A 22116-nucleotide genomic window follows, 5' to 3' on the forward strand; every position below is an offset into this window, starting at 1 on the left:
GTGGCCGCGATTGCGCGGCCGCGGGCATGAGCAGGCGAACCTGCGTGGATCGCCGATGCGGATGCGTGGCCCGCGCCATCGCGGCGCTGCAGCGTCGAGTCGCGCAAATCCCGGCTCTTAAAATCCCAGCTCTTAAAATTCATTTAATAACGTCTCCCGACACTACGGCGAGGCAAGCAGAAGGACGATCATGGCAGCTTCCAACCTGGCTGATTCGATCATGGCCGACAGCATCGTGAAAGACCACGATGAACCGCAGGCTGAAGCGCTGCGCACAAAATCGCGGGTGGCGATGCTCGAAGTCGAGGGCCTGGGCAAGCATGTGCCCTTGCCGTCGGGCGAGCTCGTCATCCTCGATGGGGTCGGTTTTTCGATCGCCAAGGGCGACACCGTCGCCATCGTCGGCGCTTCGGGCTCGGGCAAGAGCACCTTGCTGTCGCTGATGGCGGGCCTGGATTCGCCGAGCACCGGCACGGTCAAGCTCGACGGCGACACCATCTCCGCGCTCGACGAAGACGGCCGCGCGCGCGTGCGCAGCGAGAAAGTCGGCTTCGTGTTCCAGAGCTTCCAACTGCTGCCGTCGCTGACCGCGCTGGAAAACGTGATGCTGCCGCTGGAACTGCGCGGCGATCGCGATGCGCAGGCGCCGGCGAAGGCGATCCTGAGTAAGGTGGGCCTGGGCCAACGCCTAGATCACTACCCGCGCCAACTGTCGGGCGGCGAACAACAACGCGTCGCGCTGGCGCGCGCGTTCGTGACCCGGCCGTCGCTGCTGTTCGCCGACGAACCCACCGGCAACCTCGACACTCACACCGGTCAGGCGATCATCGAACTGCTGTTCGAACTCAACGCCGACGCCGGCACGACGCTGGTGCTGGTGACCCACGACGAACATCTCGCCGAACGTTGCCATCGCCGCATCCGCCTCGACAGCGGCCGCCTGGTGCAGGGCTGAGGCATGGGCCGCACTCTCTCGATGGCATGGCGGCAATTGCGCCGCGATCTCAAGGCCGGCGACGTCCGCATCCTGCTCGCGGCGCTGATCCTCGCGGTGCTCGCGGTGACCGCGGTCGGTTTCGTCACCGATCGCGCCGAGCGTGCGCTGGCGATCGAAGCCAATCGCTTGCTCGGCGGCGATGCGGTGATCCGCGCCGATCAGCCGATCCAGGGCAAGCTGCGCGAGGCCGCGTCGGTGCCGCAACTGCGCCACGCCGAAGCGACCGAACTGCAGACCATGATCCGGGTCGGCGAGCGCTTGCAGCTCGGCGATCTGCGCGCGCTCGGCGCGGGCTTTCCGCTGCGCGGGAGCTTTCGCATCATCGATCGCGCGGGCGCGGCCGAACGCGATGCGCCCGGCGTGCCTGCGCCGCGCACGGTGTGGATGAGCCAGGCCGGTGCCGACACGCTCGGCGCGCAGGTCGGGCAGGAGATCGCGCTGGGCGATGCGCGCCTGCGCCTGGCCGCGCTGGTGACACAGGAACCCGATGCGTCGCTGGATTACTTCAACATCGCGCCGAAGGTGTTCCTCAATCTGTCGGATCTGCCGGCGACCGGCCTGATCCAGCCCGGCAGCCGTATCCGCTATCGCATGGTCGTCGCCGGTCCGGCCAATGCGGTCGAACGTTTCGTCGCCGACGCCAAGCCCGCGCTCGGTCGCGGTCAGCGTCTGGAAACCATCGCCGATGCGCGCCCGGAAGTGCGCTCGGCGCTCGATCGCGCCGGCCGTTTCCTCGGCCTGGCCGCGCTGGTGTCGGTGGTGCTCGCCGCGGTCGCGGTGGCGATGGCCGCGCGCCGTCACAGCGAGCGGCATCTGTCCGGCACCGCGGTCATGCGTTGCCTCGGCGCGAGTCAGCGCACCCTGGTCGGCATCCATGTCGGCGAACTGGTCTTGCTCGGTCTGATCGCGAGCGCGATCGGCGTCGCGCTCGCGTTCGGGCTGCAATGGGCGATCGGCGGCTGGCTGGAACAGTCCTTGAAGATGTCGATTCCGGCCGCCGGTTTGATGCCGGCGGTGCAGGGCTTCGGCGTCGGTCTGGTCGTGCTGCTCGCGTTCGGCGCGCCGCCGGTGCTCGCCTTGCGCCGGGTGCCGGCGCTGCGCGTGCTGCGCCGGGATCTCGATCCGACCGAGCCCAGCGCGTGGTTGGTGGCCGTGGCCGGTCTGATCGGCCTGGGCGCACTGCTGTGGTGGAAAGCCGGTTCGGTCACGCTCGGCTTGACCATGCTGGCCGGCATCACCGCTACCCTGGCGGTGCTCGCGCTGCTGGCCTTGCTGATGATCGTGCTGGTGCGGCGTCTGCGTTCGCGCCTGCGCGGCAGCCTGCGTTACGGTCTGGCCAACGTCAGCCGTCGCGCCGGCACCAGCATCGCCCAGGTCTCGGCGCTGGGTCTGGGTTTGATGGCCTTGTTGCTGGTGACCTTCGTGCGCACCGATCTGCTCGATCGCTGGCAACTGGCGCTGGCCGCCGATGCGCCGAACCGTTTCATCATCAACGTGCAGCCCGATCAGCTCAAGGACGTGCGCGGTTTCATCGCCGAGCAGAAACTGCCCGCGCCGACCTTGTTCCCGATGATCCGCGCGCGCCTGGTGTCGTACAACGGCAAGCCGGTGACCGGCGAGAGCTACGTCGAGCGCGGCGATCGCGCCAAGCAACTGGCCGAGCGCGAGTTCAATCTGTCGGTGGCCGACACGCTGCGTTCGGACAACAAGCTGGTCGACGGTCAGTTCTGGGCGCCGCGAAAACTCGCCCAGCCCGAAGTGTCGGTCGAAGAAGGGTTCGCCGAGACCCTTGGCTGGAAGCTCGGCGACACGGTTGGTTTCGATATCGCCGGGCAAAGCTTCAAGGCCAGGATCACCAGCCTGCGCAAGGTCGATTGGGAGAGCTTCAAACCGAATTTCTTCGTGATCGCCTCCACCGAATCGATGGACGGCTATCCGGCCAGCTACATCACCGCGATCAGCGTGCCGCCGCAGCAGACCCGCTTCACCTCGCAATTGGTCGAGCGCTTCCCGAATCTGTCGGTGATCGATGTCGAGGCGGTGCTCAAGCAGGTGCGCAGTACCGCCGATCAGGTTTCGACCGTGGTCGAGGTGGTGTTCTATTTCTCGCTGGTCGCCGGCGTGCTGGTGTTGATGGCGGCGGTGAGCGCCAGCCAGGACGAACGCCTGCTCGAAGGCGGGGTGATGCGCGTGCTCGGCGGCAGCCGTCGGCAGTTGCGCTTGGCGCAGGCCTCGGAATTCGCCGCGATCGGTTTGTTGTCCGGGCTCACTGCGGCGATTGCCGCGTCGGTGCTGGCCGGCGTGGTCGCGGTGCAGGTGTTCGACCTGCCGTGGGAGTTCGATTGGCGCATGGCCGCGGCTGGCGGCGGCGCGGGTGTGCTGGCGGCGTTGGCGGCGGGCATGTTCGCCACGCGCAAGGTGCTGGATGCGCCACCTTCGGTGACGTTGCGTGAGTTGCAGGGGTGAGTGGGCTGCGGATGTTGCGTTGAGGTTCGCGTGCCCTCATCCGGCCCTTCGGGCCACCTTCTCCCGCGAGCGGGAGAAGGGATTTAAAAGCCCCTCTCCCGCTTGCGGGAGAGGGGTTGGGGTGAGGGCCGCGAGCCGACGAACTATCAAATCCCCAACTGCGGCTCCGCCTGAAACCTGCGCGCATACCCGCGCTCCTCGGCCACCCGTTCGATCTCGCCGTCGGCCAGCTCCGGCGCGGCGTACACCGCATACACCGTAGCGCCCTCGCGCAGACCGACATGGTGCAGGCGGTAACGCGGCTGACCGCTGCCGGTATTCGGCGGGTAATGGCGCGGCGGCTCGCCGCCTTCGAGATCGAGTTCGCTGTTGTCGACGGTGCCGCCGATGAAAAGGGCTCGCATCGTGATTCGCTCCTTGGGGTTGGACCAGATCCGATCGTCGCCGTTGCGACGTTCCGCGGCGATGAAGCCGATGTTGTCGCAGCGGCAAGCGGCTTCGATCTCCCGCGTGCGTGCCGCCATTGCGAAGGAAACCGCGCCCGCCCGCCCCGTCACTCGCCCGGCGACAGATGCCCGGAAAACACCCGATGACGTGGATGCAGCCGCAGCCATAAGGTCTGCACCAGCACCAACACCGCGATCCCCGCCGCGCACCAGGCCGCGGTGTGCGCACCGTTCAAAGCCGATTCGGATTGCTTGAGATACACCCCGGCCAATCCCCACAGCGCGGCCGCCGCATAGCCCAGATTGCCGCGCATGCGCCCGTTCAACAGCAACACCAGCAGCGCCGCCGCGGCGAACAGCGCCAGGCTCCAGCCGAGCATGTCGTCGACCGGCCGCGATCGGTACGCGACCACGACCTGCGCGGTGTTCAAGAACGCCGCCAGCGACAGCCAGCCGGCGTGCAGCGAAATCGCGAACTTGGCCCACAACGCCTGACCGGGCACCGGGGTGGGATCGCGCGACAGCAGCACCGCGCTCCAGGCCATGCAGGCCAGCGCCAGCCAGATCACCGCCAGCGCCAGCCAGAACCATTGCTGGGAGAAGATCGGCATCCACAGCGCGGTCAGGGTGAAACCCGCCGCCGCGGCCGGGCGCAGCCGCTGCATCGTGTCGTCCTCGCGCAATCGCGCGCGCAGCTGCCACAGCGCGAACAGCAGATCGAGCAGGAAGATCACGCCCCAGATCGCGAACGCATAGCCCGCCGCGACCAGCAAGGTGGGATAGCGATCGGAAATCGCGCCGTTGTCGGGACCGAAGTAGCCGCGTTGGGAACACCAGGCCACCGCCGGCATCAACACGGCCGCGAACACGACAGGCAGGCGCACGATGAACACTCCCGGCATTGCGATGCCCACACCCTAACGCGCAGCCGCGTAAAATCGGCGCGATGATCTCCTTCGAGCCCTTCCGCCATGCCCTCTCCCATGCGCGTTGACGCCTCCGACGACGCGCTCGACACCCTGTTCCAACCCTTCGCCGACGGCGTGCTGTCGTGGCCGGAGCAAGGCGGCGCGCTGTTCCTGCGCGCGCGCGACGGCGTCGGCCTGCGCCAGAGCCCGCGTCCGGGCCTGGTGTGCGAACAGGACTACAAGCCCGCGATCGACGCCCTGCATCGCGGCGGCCTGGACACGGTCGAGCTCGACTCGCTGCCGGCCGACCGGCGTTATCCGCTGGTGCTGGTGCTGCCGCCGCGCCAGCGCGACGAGGCCCGCGCGCTGTACGCGCAGGCGCTGACGCGCACCGCGCCGGGCGGGCGCGTGGTCGCCTGCCTGAGCAACGACGAAGGCGCGCGTTCGGGCGAGGACGACCTGGGCCGCATCGCCGGCAAGGTCGGCAGCCTGTCCAAGCGCAAATGCCGGGTGTTCTGGACCGCGCCGCTGGACGGCCCGGCCGACCCGGCCCTGGCCGCCGCCTGGGCCGGCGGCGACCGGCCGCGCGAGATTCTCGGCGGGCGGTTCCTGAGCCGGCCCGGCGTGTTCGCCTGGGACCGGGTCGATCCCGCCTCGGCGCTGCTGGCCGAGCACCTGCCGGCCGATCTGGCCGGTCGCGCCGCCGACCTGGGCGCCGGTTACGGCTATCTGTCGGCCGAACTGCTGGCGCGCTGCCCGCGCATCACCGCGCTGGACGTGTACGAAGCGCAGGCGCGCGCGCTGCAGCTGGCGCGGACCAACCTGCAACGCGTGCCGACCGCGGTGCCGATGGAGTTCTTCTGGCACGACGTCACCGCCGGCCTGGACGGGCGCGGCTACGACGTGATCGTCAGCAACCCGCCGTTCCATGCGCAAGGCCGCGAGGAGCGCCCCGACATCGGTCGGCGTTTCATCGCCGAGGCCGCGCAGGCGCTCAATCCCGGCGGCCGGCTGTGGCTGGTCGCCAATCGCCATCTGCCGTACGAGGTGGTGCTCGACGAACGCTTCGGCGAAGTCCGCACCGTCGCCCAGCAAGGCGGCTTCAAGGTGGTCGAGGCGATCAAGGCCAAGGCCGCGGGCAAGCCTCCCGGCCCGGCGACCGGCGTCGCGAGCGGCAAGCCGACCGGCAAGTTCGCCGGCAAGCCGGGCGGCAAGGGCGGAGCGCGCGCATGAAGCTGGTCAAGCTGATCGGCAACCTGGGCTACGGCAGCCGCAAGGAGGTCAGCGCGATGTTCCGCGAAGGCCGCATCACCGATCCCGACGGCGAAGTGCTGTACGCCGACGACAAGGTCGAGCACGCCGCGATCCGCATCGACGGCGAGCCGCTCGATCCGCCGGCCGGGCTGGTGTTGATGCTGCACAAGCCGACCGGCTACACCTGTTCGACCAAGGACCCCGGCCGCATCGTCTACGACCTGCTGCCGCCGCGGTTCCGCCTGCGTTCGCCGCTGCTGTCGACGGTCGGGCGGCTGGATCGCGACACCAGCGGCCTGTTGCTGTTGACCGACGACGGCGGCCTGCTGCACCGGATCGTGTCGCCCAAGGCCAACCTGGCCAAGGTCTACGAGGCGCAGTTGGCCGAGGACCTGCGCGGCGACGAAGCGGCGATCTTCGCCAGCGGCGAGCTGGAACTGGAATCCGAACAGACCCCGCTGGCGCCGGCGATCCTGGAGACGATCGCGCCGCGCCAGGCGCGACTGATCCTCACCGAAGGCCGCTATCACCAGGTACGGCGCATGTTCGCCGCGGTCGGCAACCACGTGCAGGCGCTGCATCGCAGCCGCATCGGCGGTCTGTCGTTGCAGGATTTGCCGGCGGGGCAGTGGCGGACCTTGGATGCGGCCGATCTGGAGACCTTGTTCCGTGGCTGATTCGGTCGATCCTGTTGATTCGCGCGGATTGATCGCGATCGATTTCGTTCCCGCCGCGGTGCTGTTCGACATGGACGGCCTGATGCTCGACAGCGAGCGGGCCATGCTGGGCGCCTGGCGCGCGGCGGCGCTGGCCGAATCGATCCAGGCCGACGACGCGCTGTGGCTGTCGATGGTCGGCGTCCACGACCGCGCCAGTTTCGCGATCCTGTCCGAGCGCCTGGGCGACGACGCGGCGACCCGTCTGCGCGCCGCCGGCGATCGTCTGTACGACGCGCAGGTCGCGGCGGGCCTGCCGCATAAGGACGGTTTGATCGAATTGCTGGATCTGCTCGACGCGCACGGCATCGCCAAGGCGGTGGCGACCTCGACCCGGCGCAAGCGCGCGCTGGCGAAGCTCGAGGCGAGCGGCTTGCTCGATCGTTTCGCGGTGATCGTGACCGGCAGCGATGTCGAGCATCCCAAGCCGGCGCCGGATATTTATCTGTTGGCGGCGCGGCAGCTCGGGGTCGATCCGCGCGATTGCCTGGTGCTGGAGGATTCCGAACCGGGCGTGCGCGCCGCGCTGGCGGCCGGCGCGACGCCGATCCAGGTGCCGGATCTGGTCGCGCCCAGCGCGGAGCTGCGCGGGTTCGGGCATCGGATCGCAATGTCGTTGGTGCAGGTGCGGGGGATGTTGGAGGCGGTTTTGAAGGCTCGCGGTGGTATTCGGGCTGCGTCCGGGGCTTGAGGCGAAAAGCAAATCCCCCTCGATCCCCCTTTTTCAAAGGGGGGAAGCAGGTAGGTCGGGTGCGTAGCTGTGAACCGACGCGAAGATCGCCAAGCCCTACACCCCTCTCCCGAAGGATTCCCCCCCTTTGAAAAAGGGGGGCAGGGGGGATTTGCTGTTGCTTGTACGCGCAACTCACCCAAGCCAACTCACTTAGCCAACAACGCCCGCCACCCCTCAAGCCCAAGCTTCTGCAACGTCTCCAGATTGCGCTCCACGATCACATCCGGGTCCGGAAACGCCGCCACCGCGCGTTCCACGCTCGCCTCGCGCAACAGATGCAAGGTCGGATACGGCGAACGGTTGGTGCAATTGCCGACTTCATCGAACCCGGTACCGGCGAACTGATAGTCGGGGTGGAAGCTGGCGACCTGGATCTCGCCTTCCAGGTCCAACGCCGCGACCGCGCCGTCGGCGAGGTCGAGGAAATCGTTGAAGTCGAAGAAGTCCTGCAGCACCTGCGGATGGATCAGCAAGGTGGTGTCGATGCGCTCGGGGTCGCTTTGTTCCAGCAGCACCAGCTCCGAGGCGAGTTCTTCCAGCAAGGCCTGCGGCGTGCGCGCATCGCTCAGCACGAAGCGCACCTGGCCCTTGGCCAGCACCGCCTTGGCGAACGGGCACAGGTTCAGGCCGATCACCGCGCGCTCCAGCCAGCGCCGGGTCGCGGCGATGGGTTCGGCCTCGTTCGACGAGGGATCGCCTGGCGAAGCTTGACTCGGCACGGTATCGCTCATGGTCGCGGGCTCGCTGCGCAGCGGAGGGTCGGGCGGATCAATCGCGAAAATTGTCGAACTGCAACGGCCGCTCGAATTCCAGGCCCTTGAGCAGGGCGATCGCGGTCTGCAGGTCGTCGCGCTTCTTGCCGTTGACGCGCAGCTTGTCGCCGTTGATCTGGGTGTCGACCTTGAGCTTGGCGTCCTTGATCGCCGCGGCGATCTTCTTGGCCAGCTTCTGCTCGATGCCCTGCTGCACGGTGATCTTCTGCCGCGCGCCGGCCAGGTTGGTGTCGACGTCGCCGAATTCCAGGCAGCGCGCGTCGATGCCGCGGGCGGCCAGGCGGGCGCGCAGGATCTGGGTCATCTGCTCGAGCTGGAATTCGCTCGGCGCGGACTGGCTGATCGCCTTGTCGTCGAGCTCGAACTTGGCCTCGACGTTCTTGAAATCGAAGCGGGTGGTCAGTTCGCGGTTGGCCTGGTCGACCGCGTTGGTGAGTTCGTGGGTGTCGACTTCGGACACGACGTCGAAGGAAGGCATGGCGCACTCGCAGTGAAGGGGGAACGGCGCAAAGGGTAGCGCAAGCGCCGTGGCGATACGCAGCGTTGCAGCGACGCGAGCCCGAAACGCCGGCGAATTGACGGCGGCGGAACGCCGCCTCGATAGAATCGAGCGCTTCCACGCCACCTGGACCCGCCCCCATGCTCAAGACCGCCGCCTACGCCGCCCAAGACGCGCGTTCGCCCCTGGCCCCGTTTTCGATCGAACGCCGCGAACCCGGCCCGGACGATGTGCTGATCGACATCCTCTACTGCGGGGTCTGCCATTCCGACATCCACCAGGCCCGCGACGAGTGGGGCGGCTCGCGCTTCCCGATGGTGCCGGGCCACGAGATCGTCGGCCGGGTCGCCCAGGTCGGCGCCAACGTGCTCGGTTTCCAGCTCGGCGACGCGGTCGGGGTCGGCTGTTTCGTCGATTCCTGTCGCGAATGCCCGCAGTGCCATGCCGGCGAGGAGCAGTACTGCGACCAGGGCATGACCGGCACTTACAACTCGCGCGAACGCGGCACCGGCATCGCGACCCAGGGCGGTTACTCGACCCGGATCACCGTCGACCAGGCCTATGTGCTGCGCATCCCGGCCGCGATCCCGCTCGACCGCGCCGCGCCGCTGCTGTGCGCGGGCATCACCACGTATTCGCCGTTGAAGCATTACGGGGTCAAGGCCGGCGACGAAGTCGCGGTGGTCGGCCTGGGCGGCCTGGGCCACATGGCGGTCAAGCTGGCGGTGGCGATGGGCGCGCGGGTGACCGTGCTGAGCACTTCGGAATCCAAGCGCGAGGCCGCGCTGGCGCTGGGCGCGCATGCGTTCGCGGCGACCCGCGATGAGGCCACGTTCAAGACTCTGGCGCGCTCGTTCGATTTCATCATCGACTCGGTGTCCGGCGATCACGACTACAACGCTTACCTGGGCCTGTTGAAGTTCGACGGCACCATGGTCCTGCTCGGGATTCCGGAAACCCCGTCGACGGTCGCGGCCGGCGCATTGATCATGCAGCGGCGCAAGCTCGGCGGCTCGCTGATCGGCGGCATCCGCGAAACCCAGGAAATGCTGGATTTCTGCGCCGAACACGGGGTCGCCTCGGACATCGAGCTGATCGACATCGCCCAGATCAACGAGGCCTACGAGCGCATGATCAAGGGCGATGTGCGGTATCGCTTCGTGATCGATATCGCGAGCTTGAACGAGGCGGCTTGATCCGTCGTGATGGGCGGCGGGCTGCTGTGGGGTTTGCAGTAACCCACGCGCGTTGAGCACGTCGCTCGTCCTGGTTTCGCGCCGTTGTCTCCGATCGTCATTCCCGCGTAGGCGGGCTCCGCTTTACTTCGGCGCAGCCGAATATCCAGAGACTTCGCAGTCCTGCCGCGGTGAAGCCCTGGATCCCCGCCTTCGCGGGGATGACGGGCAAGAGCAGAAGCACTCAACTGTCGCGAAGGCGGGCTCCGCTTTACTTCGGCGCAGCCGAATGTCCAGAGACTTCGCAGTCCTGCCGCGATGAAGCCCTGGATCCCCGCCTTCGCGGGGATGACGAGCAAGAGCAGAAACACTCGAATGTCGGGAAGGCGGGCTCCGCTTTACTTCGGCGCAGCCGAATATCCAGAGACTTCAGAGTCATGTCGCGATGAAGCCCTGGATCCCCGCCTTCGCGGGGATGACGGGCAAAAAACAGGACGCCGTGCGAATGAGCCGGCGGGCGTCGCAGTTGCCGACTCCCGACTCCCGACTCCCCATTCCCGACTCCCGACTCCCCATTCCCGATTCCCGATTCCCCATTCCCGCCCTTGCCACCACCATCGCACGCACTCGCTAAGCTGCGTCCATGCCTCTGTTGCTCCTCATCCCCCTCGCCCTGCTGGCCTTGGTCCTGCTGTGGGCGCTGCTGCTGCCGATCGGCCTGATCCAGCGCTACCGTTACGGCAAGGCGCGGCGTCGCGCCCTGCCGTGGGTGGTGCATCTGGCCGCGGCGCTGTCGTTGCTGTCGCTGCTGATCTTCTTCTTCAGCGCCTGGCTGGTCGGGCACTGGATCGACGATGCGCCGCTGTACGCCGCCGGCGGCCTGCTCGCGGGTCTGTTGCTCGGCGCGCTCGGCCTGGCCCTGACCCGCTTCGAACACGAACCCAAGGGCCTGTACTACACCCCCAACCGCTGGCTGATCCTCGGCCTGACCCTGATCGTCGCCGCGCGCATCGTCTACGGCCTGTGGCAAGGCGCGCAGGGCTGGAGCGGGCACGGCGTGTGGTTGCCGCGGCAGGGCAGCCTGTTCGCGGTCGGCGGCTTGTTGCTGGGCTACTACCAGCTCTACACCCTGGGCCTGCGCCGCCGCCTGCGTCGGGTCGCGCTCACCGCGAACGGGTGACGCTGCGCAGATGACGCGCCGGGCGCGGCGCGGCATGATGAATGGTCCAGTTCGCAGCGCCGCCATGACCTTTCCGTCCCATTCCCGCCGCATCGTCTTCCGTAGCCACGTTGCGGTTCGCAGCGCGGCGCGCGCGCCATGAGCGCGGCCCACCCGCACCGCGGCCGCGCGATCGTCACCATGCTGGTCGCGGTGCTGATGTTCTCGTTGATGGACGCGCTGCTGAAGCTGTTGTCGGATCACTATCCGCCGTTCCAGGTCGCGACCCTGCGCGGCCTGTCGTCGTTGCCGTTCGTGCTGACCTGGGCGCTGGCGAGCGCCGGTTGGCGGCCGTTGCTGCGGGTGCGCTGGCCGTTGCATCTGCTGCGCGGCGTGCTCGGCATCGGCATGATGGCCAGCTTCGTCTACGGCGTGAATCGCCTGCCGCTGTCGACGACGTATTCGATCTTCTTCATCGCGCCGCTGCTGATCACCGCGCTGTCGGGGCCGATTCTGGGCGAGCGGGTCGGGCCGCGGCGCTGGATCGCGATCAGCATCGGCATGCTCGGCGTGCTGGTGCTGCTGCGTCCCAGCGGCCAGGGCATGCTCAGCCTGGCGGCCTTGGCCGTGCTCGCCGCGGCGTTCGGCTACGCGGTCAGCGCGATCACCGTGCGCCTGCTCGCGCGCACCGACAGCACCCAGTCGATGATGGTGTGGCTGATGGTGATGATCACCTTCGGCGCCGGCGCGCTGGCCTGGTCGGGCTGGGTGCCGCTGCTCCGCGAGGACCTGTGGCTGATCCTCGGCCTGGGCATCGCCGGTTCGATCGGCCAATACGCGGTCACCGAAGCCTTCCGCCTGGGCGAAGCCTCGCTGATCGCGCCGCTGGAATACACCGCGCTGATCTGGGGCGTGATGCTCGACCTGAGCGTGTGGGGCGTGCTGCCCGATTCGGTGACCTGGATCGGCGCGGCGATCATCGTCGCCAGCGGCCTGTACCTGATGCGCCGCGAGAGCGTTCACGCCGAAGCTGAACATCCCTAGCCACGGGCATCAGCGCGACAACCCCGGCACCTCTCCCGCCCGCGGGAGAGGTCGGCGCGCGCTGCGCGACGGGTGAGGGCGCCCCGCCGCTCGCATCCCCGCACCAAGAACGTCACCCCCGACGCCGCCGCATTCATTGGATTCAAATTTCGCCGCAGCGCGCCATGACGATCGGGTCGCCTGCGCGTAGTGTCGAGGCGTGGTCCGAAGTCAGCAGTCCGTAGTCCAGGGGGAAAACGCCGTATGACCGCACTCGTCCATGCGCCCGGCGCGCCGTGCTGGTTCGAACTGGCGACCGACGATCAGCCCGCGGCCGACGCTTTCTACAGCGCCTTGTTCGGTTGGACCATCGAACGCACGCCGATGCCGGCCGGCAGCGCCTACACCATCTTCAAGCTCGCCGGCCGCGATGTCGCCGGCAGCTACCCGCTGGTGCCGGGCGCCGCGCCCGGTCCCGACGGCAACGCCACCTCGCACTGGGGCGTGTACTTCCGCGTCGCCGACTGCAACGCGGTCACCGCGCGCGCGGTCGCGCTCGGCGGGCGCATGCTCGCCGCGCCGTTCGAACTGATGGAGCACGTGCGCATGGCGGTATGCGCCGATCCCGAGGGCGTGGTGTTCTCGCTCGCCCAGCAGCGCGCGCATCCCGGCGTGGACGCGATCGGGGTCGACAACGCGGTGTGCTGGGCGGAACTGGCCACCCGCGATATCGGTCGCGCCGAAGCCTATTACCAGCGCCTGTTCGGCTGGCGCATGCAGGCGCATCCGGCGACGCCGGCCGGGTACCGCGTATTCGTCGATCAGCAGCGCATGCTCGGCGGGTTGTTGCAGATGACGCCCGACTGGGGCGAGGTCGCGCCGCACTGGTCGATCTACCTGCAGGTGGCCGATGTCGACGCCTGCGCCGCGCGCGCGCTCAGGCTGGGCGGCAGCATCGCGTTTCCGCCGTTCGATGCGCCGGGCGTCGGTCGCATCGCGCGGGTCTGCGATCCCGGCGGCGCGGCCTTCTATCTGATCAAGTTCGTCTGATCGGATTCGCCGATCACGCGAAAAAACGCGCGCAAAAAAACGGGCCCCGCGAGGGGCCCGTCGTCGTTGCATGGGTCGTGGAGCGCAGTGCTTAGAAGCGCGCGCCCAGACCGATACCGATGGTCACCGGGTTCAGCTCGGCTTCGCCGACCTTGACGCCGTCGAGCTTCACGTCCGGCTTGCCCTGCATGTAGCGCACGTCGGCGCGGGCGAACCAGGTCGGGTTGATGTTGAGATCGACGCCGGCGGTCGCCATCGCGCCCTTGGCGTTGTCGATGCCCAGACGGTTGCCGCTGCTCAGCGATTCGTTGCTGTAGTTGGCTTCGTAGTAGCCCAGGCCCACGAACGGACGCACGATCGTGTCGGCGCCGCGGAAGTGGTACTGGCCGCTCAGCGCGACCGGCTGCGAATCGACGCTGCCGATCTTGCCGCCGCCGGTGTTGACGCGCTGACCGAGCTTGTCGGCCGCGCCCCACGCTTCGATGGCGATGTTGTCGTTGATGTACCAGCTGGCGCTCAGGGTCGGGGCACCGCCGCCGTCCACGTTGGTGCGCACGCCGCCGATCTGCGGATTCTTGGTCGGCTCGCTGAGCGAGTAGCCGCCGACGACGGCGAAGCGCTTGCCGCTGGCGCTGTCGGTGGAGGCATCCTGAGCGAAGGCGGCCGGGGCGAAGGCCAGGGTGCCCAGCAGGGCGAGGGTCAAATGAGAAATGCGGATCATGGAGTGGACTCCTGTTGTTGTGGTGTTGCACGACGCCTTGGGGGAGGCGGAGCGCAAGGTAACAACGCATGCATGAACCGAACTTGCCGCGCGAATGCGCGTGAAGGAACTTTTCACGCGCGACACGTGCTAGACCCGTGTTTTCAAGGGGAAAATGAATGAAATGAACAAGTGTTGAAACGAACGAATCGAGCGAAATTTGTTCATGCGGCGATGGTTTATGAACGACCGAGAGAAATTCGTTTTGCGAATAAGTAGAGAAAAATCCAGTAAAACAAGCGATATTCTGGCATCACGAAAAATTTTGTCGGAAGAGGTACTGATGCAATAGAAGTGGACGACGGATCGAAACATCGACGCGATGCGCGAAGTCGATCTTCCTGCCATTGATGGAAATCGCGGGAAAACCGCGTTTACACCGATTGCATCATCGATGCGTTCCACTGCCGAAACGTCGATCGTCGTGTTTGCGGCATGTTCGAGCCGCTGTTGCGCGGCGGTTGCGCAAGCGATGCGCGCGCGGCGATCGATCGGGGCCGTCCAACGCCCGGCCAACCGCCCGATTGCGCACGGTCAGCCGCCATGACAAAGGTCACGCCATCCATCGGCACACGAAATCCGGGCGCCGCGACCGCACTGTGGTCGCCATTGAACCGTCCAGGAACCGACGATGCGCCTGTCCCGCCCCGTACTGATCGCCGCCATGGCCACCACCGCATTGGCCAGCGGCCCGGTCTTCGCCGCCAACGTCCACGTCGACGCCAGCTGCGAGATCGACAGCGCCTTCGACCTGACCCTCAACGAGCGCAGCCTGATCCTGACCCGCGAGGACGGCACGCCCAAGGCGATCGTGATGCGCCAGGGCCGGTTGTTCGTCGACGACCGCTGGGTCGAGCTGAGCCGCGACGACGCGCGCCGCCTCGCCGAATTCGAGAAGGGCGCGCGCGCGGCGATGCCCGAGGCCCAGCACATCGGCCGCGAAGCCGCCGACATCGCCTTCACCGCGCTCGGCGAGGTGGCCGCGGTGCTGGGCAACCATCCCGACCGCACTCGCGGCCGCATCGACACGATGCGCAAGGACCTCGACAAGCGCCTGAGCAACGTGGTCACCCCGACCCACTTCAGCGGCAAGGTGCTCGGCGACGGCATCGCCGATGCGCTCGGCGAGAACGTGCCGATCCTGGTCGGCGAACTGGTCGGCGGCGCGGTCACCGCCGCGCTCAGCGGCGACGCCGAGCGGCTCAAGCGCCTGGACATTCTCGACGCCAAGATCGAGGCCGCGGTGCAGCCGCGCGCCGACGCCCTGGGCCGCCGCGCCGACAAGCTGTGCCGGCAGATGGTCGAGCTGGACGCGATCGACAATGCGCTGAGCTACCGCTACGACGGCCGGCCGCTGGAGTTGCTGCGGGTCGAGGTCAAGGACAACAAGTCGGGCAGCACGGCCAAGCCCTGAGTCGCGGGCCTGAGCGAATCGGCCCGCCCCTTGCGCCACAGCGGCCCGCCCTCGCGGGCCGCGACCGCCATCGCAGTACCTGAGCGTACGTTGATCGCCGCGAGGCCGCCGGCATTGCCGCTTAGGTCTTTAGTACTGCATGGGCCGCCGTGCGGTTGGCGTGACCGGCCGCAACCGCCACAATAGGGTTTTCGCGCATTGCGGAGCCCCACGAACATGGCTGATCTGAAGGAAGCACGCGTCCCCGACATCGGCGACTACGACGGCGTACCCGTCATCGAACTGCTGGTCGCGGTCGGCGACACGGTGACCCAGGACCAGGGACTGGTCACGCTGGAATCCGACAAGGCCACCATGGAAGTGCCCGCGCCGTTCGCGGGCGTGATTCGCGAACTCAAGGTCAAGATCGGCGATCAACTGGCCGAAGGCAGCGTGGTGGCGTTGATCGAACCCCTCGAAGGGGACGCAAAGGCAACGCCGGCGAAAGCCGAAGAGCCCGCCAAACCCGCCGCGCCCGCCGCAGCGACCAAGGCCGAAGCCCCCGCCCCCGCGAAGCAGGAAGCCCCCAAGCCCGAAGCCCCGGCCAAGCAAGACGCCCCCGCGGCTCCCGCCCCGATCGCCGCCAACGCCGGCACCGACCCCGAAGCGCTACCGCCGCGCACCCCGCCGGTCGCCTTCACCGCCGAAGAGCTGATGCCCGACAAGGTGCCGTACGCCAGCCCGGCGGTGCGCCTGTTCGCGCGCGAACTCGGCGTCGACCTGTCCCGCGTCACCGGCAGCGAGCGCGGCGGCCGGATCAGCAAGGAAAACGTGCAGGCCTTCGTCAAGGGCGTCATGCAGGGCGGCGGCGGTGGCGCGGCCAGTGCCGGCGCCGGCGCGGCGCCGAGCCTGGGCGGCGGCCTCAACCTGCTGCCGTGGCCGAAGGTCGATTTCAGCAAGTTCGGCGAGACCGAAGTCAAGCCGCTCACCCGCATCCAGAAGCTCTCCGGCGCCAACTTGGCGCGCAACTGGGCGATGATCCCGCACGTCACCCAGCACGACGATGCAGACATCACCGACCTGGAAGCGCTGCGCGTGGCGCTCAACAAGGAAAACGAAAAGGCCGGCCTCAAGCTGACCATGCTCGCGTTCCTGATGAAGGCCTCGGTGTCGGCGCTGCAGAAGTTCCCGAACTTCAACGCCTCGCTCGACGCGAGCGGCGAAAACCTGACGCTGAAGAAGTACTTCCACATCGGCTTCGCCGCCGACACCCCGAACGGCCTGGTCGTGCCGGTGGTGCGCGACTGCGACAAGAAGGGCGTGCTGCAGATCGCGAAGGAAACCGGCGAACTGGCGGCCAAGGCGCGCGACGGCAAGCTCGGCCCGGCCGACATGAGCGGCGGCTGCTTCTCGATCAGCTCGCTCGGCGGCATCGGCGGCACCGCGTTCACCCCGATCGTCAATGCGCCGGAAGTGGCGATCCTCGGCGTGTCCAAGTCGGCGACCAAGCCGGTGTGGGACGGCAAGCAGTTCGCGCCGCGCCTGATCCTGCCGTTGTCGCTGTCCTACGATCACCGCGTCATCGACGGCGCCGCCGCCGCGCGTTTCACCGCGCATCTGGCGCAGTTGCTGGCCGACATGCGGCGCGTGCTGCTGTAAGCGCGGTACGGGGTCGTCGCGCGGCCGGTTGGCCGCCGCGATGACCCGCGCATTGCCGCCGGTGCCGGCGGCAATGCGCGAAACGCTCCCGATCGCCACGTTGCGTTTTTTCCTGCCAGTAAAGCCCCCGACGCCAGCCGCCCACACAGGATCGCCCGCTGCAATGAGCCGCATGCCCTTCGCACGTTCCGATTCCGCTTCGCGCCGATGCGCACTGTTCGCTCTGGCCTTGTTGCTGGCCGCGCCGCTCGCGCAGGCCGCCGACGGCTGCACGTTCGCGCTCGGTCGCGGCTGGCCGCCGGCCACCGAAAACCACGGCTCGGCGGTGGAGCAGTTGCTCGCGGCCAAGGCCGCGCCGCGACTGAGCCTGACCTACCTGCCGCAGCGCGGCGTGGAAAGCGGCCTGATGCTGATCGCCGGCGAAGGCGAGGGCGACTGGACCGTGCGTCACGCCGTGCCCAATGAGCGCGTGCAGAGCTGGAGTTCCTCGCGCAGCGGCGGCGCCCTGCAATTGCGCGTGGAGCAGGAAGTCGACAAGGAAGAAGCGCCGATCCCGCAAGCACTGGCGGCGCGCGTGGTCGGCGCCTGGAAACGCGCGCTGACGACGATGGCGCCGGACGACAAGCCGGCCGAGTTCCACGACAAGGATCAGCTGCTGTTCCTGGTCGACGGCATCCGCGTCAGCGGGCTGCGCCCGGATTGCGGCGTCGGCGAAACCCTGATGAAACAGGCCGGGCTGATGACCGAGGCCGCCAACGAAAGCGTGTCCAAGCGCGAGCGCCGTTGGCGCGCGCTGGGCGAATCGCTGGACGAACTCGACGCCCAGCTGGCCCAGGCCGGCAGCGCTTCGGCCGGCGGATGATCGTCCCGGCTGTCGCGCGCATGCCCGCGCGCGGCGGCCCCGCATCGAACGCGCGCGTCGCCACGACGCACGCGCAACGCACGGCTCCGCCGCGCGCCCCCACGACGGATGCGCCCGGCGCGTTCGCCAGAAACAGATCAGAACCGGAGGACACGGCGTCATGGCCAACAGCATCGAAGTAAAGGTTCCCGATATCGGCGATTACGACGGCGTGCCCGTCATCGAGCTGCTGGTCGCGGTCGGCGATACGGTCAAGAAGGACCAGGGCCTGGTCACACTGGAATCGGACAAGGCGACGATGGAAGTCCCGTCCTCGGCCGACGGCGTGGTCAAGTCGATCAGCGTCAAGATTGGCGACAAGGTAGCCGAGGGCGCGGTGATCGCGATCCTGGAAGCCGCGGGCGAAGCCGCCGCCGCCAGCGACACCAAAGCACCTCTCCCGCCCGCGGGAGAGGTCGCCGCGCCCCGCGCGGCGGGTGAGGGCAAGTCGGCCGGCGCGCCCCCATCCCCGCCTTCCCCCGCCAGCGGGGGAAGTAGCGAAGCCACTGCGAGCGCGGCGACGAGTGCGCCCGCGACGCCCGCACCCACCGCCGCCAGCGCGAGCGGCCGCAAGGCCGATGTCGAATGCCGCATGCTCGTGCTCGGCTCCGGCCCCGGCGGCTACACCGCCGCGTTCCGCGCCGCCGACCTCGGCCTGGACACGGTGCTGGTCGAGCGTTACGCGAGCCTCGGCGGCGTCTGCCTCAACGTCGGCTGCATCCCGTCCAAGGCGCTGCTGCATGCCGCCGCGGTCATCGACGAAGCCCAGCACGCCAGCGATTACGGCGTCAGCTTCGGCCAGCCGACCATCGATCTGGACGTGCTGCGCAAGTACAAGGAAAAAGTCGTCGGCCAGCTGACCAAGGGCCTGGCCGGCATGGCCAAGCAGCGCAAGGTGCGCGTGGTCGCCGGCACCGGCGCCTTCATTTCGCCGAACGAACTGGAAGTGACGGGCGAGGGCGGCACCCAGCTGATCCGCTTCGAGCAATGCATCATCGCCGCCGGCTCGCAGGCGGTGAAGCTGCCGAACTTCCCGTGGGACGACAAGCGCGTCATGGACTCGACCGACGCGCTGGAACTGGCCGATATCCCGAAGAAGTTGCTGGTCGTCGGCGGCGGCATCATCGGCCTGGAAATGGCCACCGTGTACCGCGCGCTCGGCAGCGAAGTCACCGTGGTCGAGTTCCTCGACCAGCTGATGCCCGGCGCCGATCCGGATCTGGTCAAGCCGCTCGCCGATCGCCTCAAGAAGCGGGGCGTTGCGGTGCATCTCAAGACCAAGGCCGCCGGCACCGAAGTGCTTAAGGAAGGCATCAAGGTCTCCTTCGAAGGCGAAAAAGCCCCCGAGGCGCAGGTCTACGACCGCGTGCTGGTCGCGGTCGGCCGTTCGCCCAACGGCGGCAAGATCGGCGCCGACAAGGCCGGCGTCGGCGTCACCGATCGCGGCTTCATTCCGGTCGACCGGCAGATGCGCACCAACGTGCCGCACATCTTCGCCATCGGCGATCTGGTCGGCAATCCGATGCTCGCGCACAAGGCCACTCACGAAGGCAAGCTCGCCGCCGAAGTGGCCGCGGGCGAGAAGAAGGAGTGGGTCGCGCGGGTGATCCCGTCGGTAGCCTACACCGATCCGGAAATCGCCTGGGTCGGCGTCACCGAAACCGAAGCCAAGGCCAAGGGCCTGAAGGTCGGCGTCGGCAAGTTCCCGTGGGCCGCCAGCGGCCGCGCGATCGGCATCGGCCGCACCGAGGGCTTCACCAAGCTGATCTTCGACGAAGCCACCCACCGCATCGTCGGCGGCGGCATCGTCGGCGTGCACGCGGGCGATCTGATTTCCGAAGTGGGCCTGGCGATCGAGATGGGTTGCGAAGTCGCCGACATCGGCCACACCATCCATCCGCATCCGACTTTGAGCGAGTCGGTCGGCATGGCGGCGGAGGTGTTCGATGGGACGATCACCGATTTGTATATTCCGAAGAAGAAAGCCTGAGGCGCAATCCGGCATCGCGCGTCCTCGATGGGCGCGCGGCGTTGGGTGCCCGGTCGGCGGGAGTCTGGAATGACTCGCTTGCTGCCGCTGTTCGAGGCTGAGTTGGCGGACCCGGATAATTTCGAGCTTTACGAAGCCGTCGAAGAACTGGTTCAGCCCACCAATTGGGAGCCGGTGCTGGCCGAGGCGATGCGGGTTCTTGCGAGTTCCGGACTGCGACGGTTCTGGCATCAGGCGATGTGCGTCGTCTTCTGGTCCTCGCACGGCGAAGTGCGGATCCCGCCCGGTGGCGACGCCCTGGATTGCGTTGCGCGGCTTTATCTGTGCCTGGAGCGCGATCCTGGGTTGGACGAGAATCTGGTCTGGAGCATCGCGCATCAACTCAAGGGCGTGGGCTACCTGTCGGCATGGAATCCGCTGCTCGATCGCGAGGTGGTGATGCGCATGGCCGTCATGAGAATGGCGCAGTAGGGATCGGTTTGTCGCAGCCTTTCGATGCGATGTTGAACTCGTAGAAACCGCCATGCCCGAACGGAAGCGTCGCCGTTTCCAGCGGCGTTTTCGTTGCCGTGGCATGCATCGCCGCAGCGTTTGTCGATCGGATGCGATGGAGCCGCAATGCGATCGGGTAGAAGGGCGTCGGGGCTGAAGCCCCTCCCACAAAAGACCTCGGCACGGCGCGGCCAATTACGCGCCCTCGCTTGAATGTCTGATCTTGGGGGTGGTGCCTCGATGTGTTGCCTTGACCGGCCTGCCGCGAGGTCTTTTGTGGGAGGGCCTTCAGGCCCGACGCTCCTCGATCAGCCGCGACGAAGCTACGCGATCAATCTGTTCCAACAAAAACGCCGCCCTCGCAGGCGGCGTTTTCGTTATCGCGACATGAATCGCAGCGGCATCCTCAGAACGAGAACGTCACACCCGCCATCGGACCCTTGAAGCGCTGGTCTAGTCCAACCGACGCATCGCCGCCGTTGCGCTTGGCGTCGATCTTGAACCAGTCGTAGCCGACGAAGGCGCCGACCGCCGGAGTGAAGCGGTACTCGACCAAGGCATTGGCGCGGCTGATGTTGCCTTCGTAGTCGCCGAAGTCGCCCCAGCCCGCGTCCAGGTACTGGCCCTGCACGATGAAGCGCCACTTCTCGCCCGGCGAGAACTGCAGGCGCGTGCCGACGACCGGCGCGAAGCCGTCTTCGCTCTGGCTGTCGCTGTAGTTGGCGGTGCCGGCCTGCGCGCGCAGCTTGCCTTCGATCTTGGCGTACTCCACGCCGATCTGCAGGCCCCAGCTCAGCGTGTCGGTCTCGACCACGGCGTAGTCGTACATCACGCTGGCCAGTTCGAACTTGGCCTTGGCGCGGGCGAAGCTGCCGGCCGGGATGGTGGTGTCGTCGAAGGAAACGTCTTCGCTCAGCGTCGCGGTCTTGCTCTTGTCGTAGCCGAAGTAGTTGAACAGCAGGCGATGGCGTTCGCCGAAGTGGAACTGGCCTTCGATGCGCGGCACGGTTTCCTTGCTGCCGAAATCGAAGTCCTGGCTGAACTCGTAGGGTCGGCCCTGGAAGGTGGTGCCGGCGGTCAATTCGCCGCTGGTGTCGACCGACATCGCACCCAGTCGTACCGTGAATCGATCGTCTTCTGCGTGCGCGGGCAGGGCGTAGGCGGCGCTCGCGGCGGCCAGCGCTAGCGTCAAGGGAAGCAGTCTGGAAATCACAGGTGTACTCCGTAAAGGCGGGGGGAAAGCAGCACATTCGTGTACTGGTGCGTACATGAATGCCGTCCTCGCGGTGGAGTAATCGTGAAAAAAACGGGAGCGACCGATTCGGCAAAGCCGTGCCGATCAATTGGTGACGCGAATCACAAAAAGGCGAAGCCCCGGCGGGTCATGCCGGGGCTTCGGGGTGCCCACCGCAGCTTTGCCATTGACGAGGAGAGAGTGGCGGCGGGCGTTCCCAGATACTGACCGGTGCTTTCGTGAAAGGTTCCGCCGTGCGTCAAAGATTTTCGATCAGGTCGTCAAAGGCGCGTTCGCGACGGCCTGCGCGGCGCGGCGGGTCTCGATGCGCTTCCAGAATTTCTCGTGCAGATGGAAGGCCACGGTGTTGCAGGCCGGTTCGACCAGGGCCAGCGCCCCGCCGACCCAGATGCTGCCGGTCATCAGGTAACCGACCAGGAAGGCGACCGAGAAATGCACGCAGGCGAAGCTGAGGGTCTTGCTCATGG

General features: G+C 67.5%; 21 protein-coding genes. 14 read left to right on the forward strand and 7 right to left on the reverse strand.

Going from position 1 to position 22116, the window contains the following annotated elements; all coding sequences use genetic code 11:
- The first annotated feature begins 220 nt into the window (after positions 1-220).
- A complete protein-coding gene (locus KME82_RS03380) occupies positions 221-955 on the forward strand; it encodes an ABC transporter ATP-binding protein (RefSeq protein ID WP_430538823.1) in 735 nt (244 codons plus the stop codon).
- Positions 956-958: 3 nt separating this feature from the next.
- Entirely contained in the window at positions 959-3463 is a 2505-nt protein-coding gene (locus tag KME82_RS03385) for an ABC transporter permease (protein ID WP_215497276.1), read from the forward strand.
- 146 nt (positions 3464-3609) lie between these two features.
- Here KME82_RS03385 and KME82_RS03390 read toward each other — a convergent pair whose 3' ends face one another.
- Both KME82_RS03390 and KME82_RS03395 read right to left on the reverse strand, forming a co-directional pair.
- Complete coding sequence (locus KME82_RS03390) at positions 3610-3867, reverse strand: hypothetical protein (RefSeq protein ID WP_215497277.1); 258 nt, start codon at positions 3865-3867, stop codon at positions 3610-3612.
- Positions 3868-4016: 149 nt separating this feature from the next.
- Positions 4017-4793: a hypothetical protein gene (locus KME82_RS03395; protein ID WP_215497278.1), complete on the reverse strand. Its 777-nt coding sequence runs from the start codon at positions 4791-4793 to the stop codon at positions 4017-4019.
- 99 nt (positions 4794-4892) lie between these two features.
- Between KME82_RS03395 and KME82_RS03400 the strand changes: the two genes are divergently transcribed.
- From KME82_RS03400 to KME82_RS03410, 3 genes are read left to right on the forward strand one after another with little or no spacing between them, the layout of a single operon-like run.
- Positions 4893-6050: a class I SAM-dependent methyltransferase gene (locus KME82_RS03400; RefSeq protein WP_215497279.1), complete on the forward strand. Its 1158-nt coding sequence runs from the start codon at positions 4893-4895 to the stop codon at positions 6048-6050.
- The gene (locus KME82_RS03405) at positions 6047-6748 is read left to right on the forward strand and encodes a pseudouridine synthase (RefSeq protein WP_215497280.1); all 702 of its coding nucleotides are present in this window, start codon (positions 6047-6049) and stop codon (positions 6746-6748) included. Before KME82_RS03400 ends, KME82_RS03405 begins: the two co-directional genes overlap by 4 nt.
- Entirely contained in the window at positions 6741-7478 is a 738-nt protein-coding gene (locus KME82_RS03410) for an HAD family hydrolase (protein ID WP_430538785.1), read from the forward strand. Before KME82_RS03405 ends, KME82_RS03410 begins: the two co-directional genes overlap by 8 nt.
- Before the next feature lie 188 nt (positions 7479-7666).
- Here KME82_RS03410 and KME82_RS03415 read toward each other — a convergent pair whose 3' ends face one another.
- Positions 7667-8251 carry a DUF1415 domain-containing protein gene (locus KME82_RS03415; protein WP_215497282.1) on the reverse strand — a complete coding sequence of 195 codons (585 nt, stop codon included), beginning with the start codon at positions 8249-8251 and terminating at the stop codon, positions 7667-7669.
- Positions 8252-8288: 37 nt separating this feature from the next.
- Positions 8289-8771, reverse strand: coding sequence for a YajQ family cyclic di-GMP-binding protein (locus KME82_RS03420; protein WP_215497283.1), 483 nt, complete (start codon positions 8769-8771; stop codon positions 8289-8291).
- A 161-nt stretch (positions 8772-8932) separates the two neighbouring features.
- Between KME82_RS03420 and KME82_RS03425 the strand changes: the two genes are divergently transcribed.
- The 4 genes from KME82_RS03425 (at position 8933) to KME82_RS03440 (ending at position 13199) form a co-directional block, all read left to right on the forward strand.
- Complete coding sequence (locus KME82_RS03425) at positions 8933-9988, forward strand: NAD(P)-dependent alcohol dehydrogenase (RefSeq protein ID WP_215497284.1); 1056 nt, start codon at positions 8933-8935, stop codon at positions 9986-9988.
- A gap of 622 nt (positions 9989-10610) precedes the next feature.
- Positions 10611-11147 (forward strand): DUF1453 domain-containing protein, encoded by a 537-nt coding sequence (locus tag KME82_RS03430; RefSeq protein WP_215497285.1) that lies wholly within the window; start codon positions 10611-10613, stop codon positions 11145-11147.
- Positions 11148-11285: 138 nt separating this feature from the next.
- Positions 11286-12170 carry a DMT family transporter gene (locus tag KME82_RS03435; RefSeq protein WP_252255612.1) on the forward strand — a complete coding sequence of 295 codons (885 nt, stop codon included), beginning with the start codon at positions 11286-11288 and terminating at the stop codon, positions 12168-12170.
- A gap of 243 nt (positions 12171-12413) precedes the next feature.
- Complete coding sequence (locus KME82_RS03440; RefSeq protein ID WP_215497286.1) at positions 12414-13199, forward strand: VOC family protein; 786 nt, start codon at positions 12414-12416, stop codon at positions 13197-13199.
- 91 nt (positions 13200-13290) lie between these two features.
- Here KME82_RS03440 and KME82_RS03445 read toward each other — a convergent pair whose 3' ends face one another.
- Entirely contained in the window at positions 13291-13920 is a 630-nt protein-coding gene (locus KME82_RS03445) for an OmpW/AlkL family protein (protein ID WP_215497287.1), read from the reverse strand.
- A 670-nt stretch (positions 13921-14590) separates the two neighbouring features.
- Here KME82_RS03445 and KME82_RS03450 point away from each other — a divergent pair.
- From KME82_RS03450 to KME82_RS03470, 5 genes are all read left to right on the forward strand, one after another.
- Positions 14591-15373, forward strand: coding sequence for a DUF2884 family protein (locus KME82_RS03450; protein ID WP_252255613.1), 783 nt, complete (start codon positions 14591-14593; stop codon positions 15371-15373).
- Positions 15374-15589: 216 nt separating this feature from the next.
- Positions 15590-17011 (forward strand): dihydrolipoyllysine-residue acetyltransferase, encoded by a 1422-nt coding sequence (locus tag KME82_RS03455; protein ID WP_215497288.1) that lies wholly within the window; start codon positions 15590-15592, stop codon positions 17009-17011.
- Positions 17012-17183: 172 nt separating this feature from the next.
- A complete protein-coding gene (locus tag KME82_RS03460; RefSeq protein WP_215497289.1) occupies positions 17184-17873 on the forward strand; it encodes a hypothetical protein in 690 nt (229 codons plus the stop codon).
- Between the two features lie 160 nt (positions 17874-18033).
- Positions 18034-19902, forward strand: a complete 1869-nt coding sequence (gene lpdA, locus KME82_RS03465) for a dihydrolipoyl dehydrogenase (RefSeq protein WP_215497290.1) — start codon at positions 18034-18036, stop codon at positions 19900-19902.
- Between the two features lie 69 nt (positions 19903-19971).
- Positions 19972-20373, forward strand: a complete 402-nt coding sequence (locus KME82_RS03470) for a hypothetical protein (protein ID WP_215497291.1) — start codon at positions 19972-19974, stop codon at positions 20371-20373.
- A gap of 427 nt (positions 20374-20800) precedes the next feature.
- On the opposite strand, the gene KME82_RS03475 is transcribed toward KME82_RS03470, so the two are convergent.
- Together KME82_RS03475 and KME82_RS03480 are read right to left on the reverse strand one after the other, a co-directional pair.
- Positions 20801-21604, reverse strand: coding sequence for a hypothetical protein (locus KME82_RS03475; RefSeq protein WP_215498956.1), 804 nt, complete (start codon positions 21602-21604; stop codon positions 20801-20803).
- Between the two features lie 297 nt (positions 21605-21901).
- Positions 21902-22114: a DUF2061 domain-containing protein gene (locus KME82_RS03480; RefSeq protein ID WP_215497292.1), complete on the reverse strand. Its 213-nt coding sequence runs from the start codon at positions 22112-22114 to the stop codon at positions 21902-21904.
- Positions 22115-22116: the final 2 nt, after the last annotated feature.

The sequence above is a fragment of the Lysobacter capsici genome, from assembly GCF_018732085.1.
GTDB lineage: Bacteria > Pseudomonadota > Gammaproteobacteria > Xanthomonadales > Xanthomonadaceae > Lysobacter > Lysobacter capsici_A.

Excerpts from the sequence above, each read along its gene's own strand:
- KME82_RS03400 (WP_215497279.1), top strand. The coding sequence starts at position 4,893 with ATGCGCGTTGACGCCTCCGACGACGCGCTCGACACCCTGTTCCAACCC.
- KME82_RS03435 (WP_252255612.1), top strand. The coding sequence starts at position 11,286 with ATGAGCGCGGCCCACCCGCACCGCGGCCGCGCGATCGTCACCATGCTG.
- KME82_RS03430 (WP_215497285.1), top strand. The coding sequence starts at position 10,611 with ATGCCTCTGTTGCTCCTCATCCCCCTCGCCCTGCTGGCCTTGGTCCTG.
- KME82_RS03455 (WP_215497288.1), top strand. The coding sequence starts at position 15,590 with ATGGCTGATCTGAAGGAAGCACGCGTCCCCGACATCGGCGACTACGAC.
- KME82_RS03405 (WP_215497280.1), top strand. The coding sequence starts at position 6,047 with ATGAAGCTGGTCAAGCTGATCGGCAACCTGGGCTACGGCAGCCGCAAG.
- KME82_RS03385 (WP_215497276.1), top strand. The coding sequence starts at position 959 with ATGGGCCGCACTCTCTCGATGGCATGGCGGCAATTGCGCCGCGATCTC.
- KME82_RS03380 (WP_430538823.1), top strand. The coding sequence starts at position 221 with ATGGCCGACAGCATCGTGAAAGACCACGATGAACCGCAGGCTGAAGCG.
- KME82_RS03415 (WP_215497282.1), bottom strand. The coding sequence starts at position 8,251 with ATGAGCGATACCGTGCCGAGTCAAGCTTCGCCAGGCGATCCCTCGTCG.
- KME82_RS03460 (WP_215497289.1), top strand. The coding sequence starts at position 17,184 with ATGCCCTTCGCACGTTCCGATTCCGCTTCGCGCCGATGCGCACTGTTC.
- lpdA (WP_215497290.1), top strand. The coding sequence starts at position 18,034 with ATGGCCAACAGCATCGAAGTAAAGGTTCCCGATATCGGCGATTACGAC.
- KME82_RS03425 (WP_215497284.1), top strand. The coding sequence starts at position 8,933 with ATGCTCAAGACCGCCGCCTACGCCGCCCAAGACGCGCGTTCGCCCCTG.
- KME82_RS03445 (WP_215497287.1), bottom strand. The coding sequence starts at position 13,920 with ATGATCCGCATTTCTCATTTGACCCTCGCCCTGCTGGGCACCCTGGCC.
- KME82_RS03440 (WP_215497286.1), top strand. The coding sequence starts at position 12,414 with ATGACCGCACTCGTCCATGCGCCCGGCGCGCCGTGCTGGTTCGAACTG.
- KME82_RS03450 (WP_252255613.1), top strand. The coding sequence starts at position 14,591 with ATGCGCCTGTCCCGCCCCGTACTGATCGCCGCCATGGCCACCACCGCA.
- KME82_RS03480 (WP_215497292.1), bottom strand. The coding sequence starts at position 22,114 with ATGAGCAAGACCCTCAGCTTCGCCTGCGTGCATTTCTCGGTCGCCTTC.
- KME82_RS03420 (WP_215497283.1), bottom strand. The coding sequence starts at position 8,771 with ATGCCTTCCTTCGACGTCGTGTCCGAAGTCGACACCCACGAACTCACC.
- KME82_RS03470 (WP_215497291.1), top strand. The coding sequence starts at position 19,972 with ATGACTCGCTTGCTGCCGCTGTTCGAGGCTGAGTTGGCGGACCCGGAT.
- KME82_RS03390 (WP_215497277.1), bottom strand. The coding sequence starts at position 3,867 with ATGCGAGCCCTTTTCATCGGCGGCACCGTCGACAACAGCGAACTCGAT.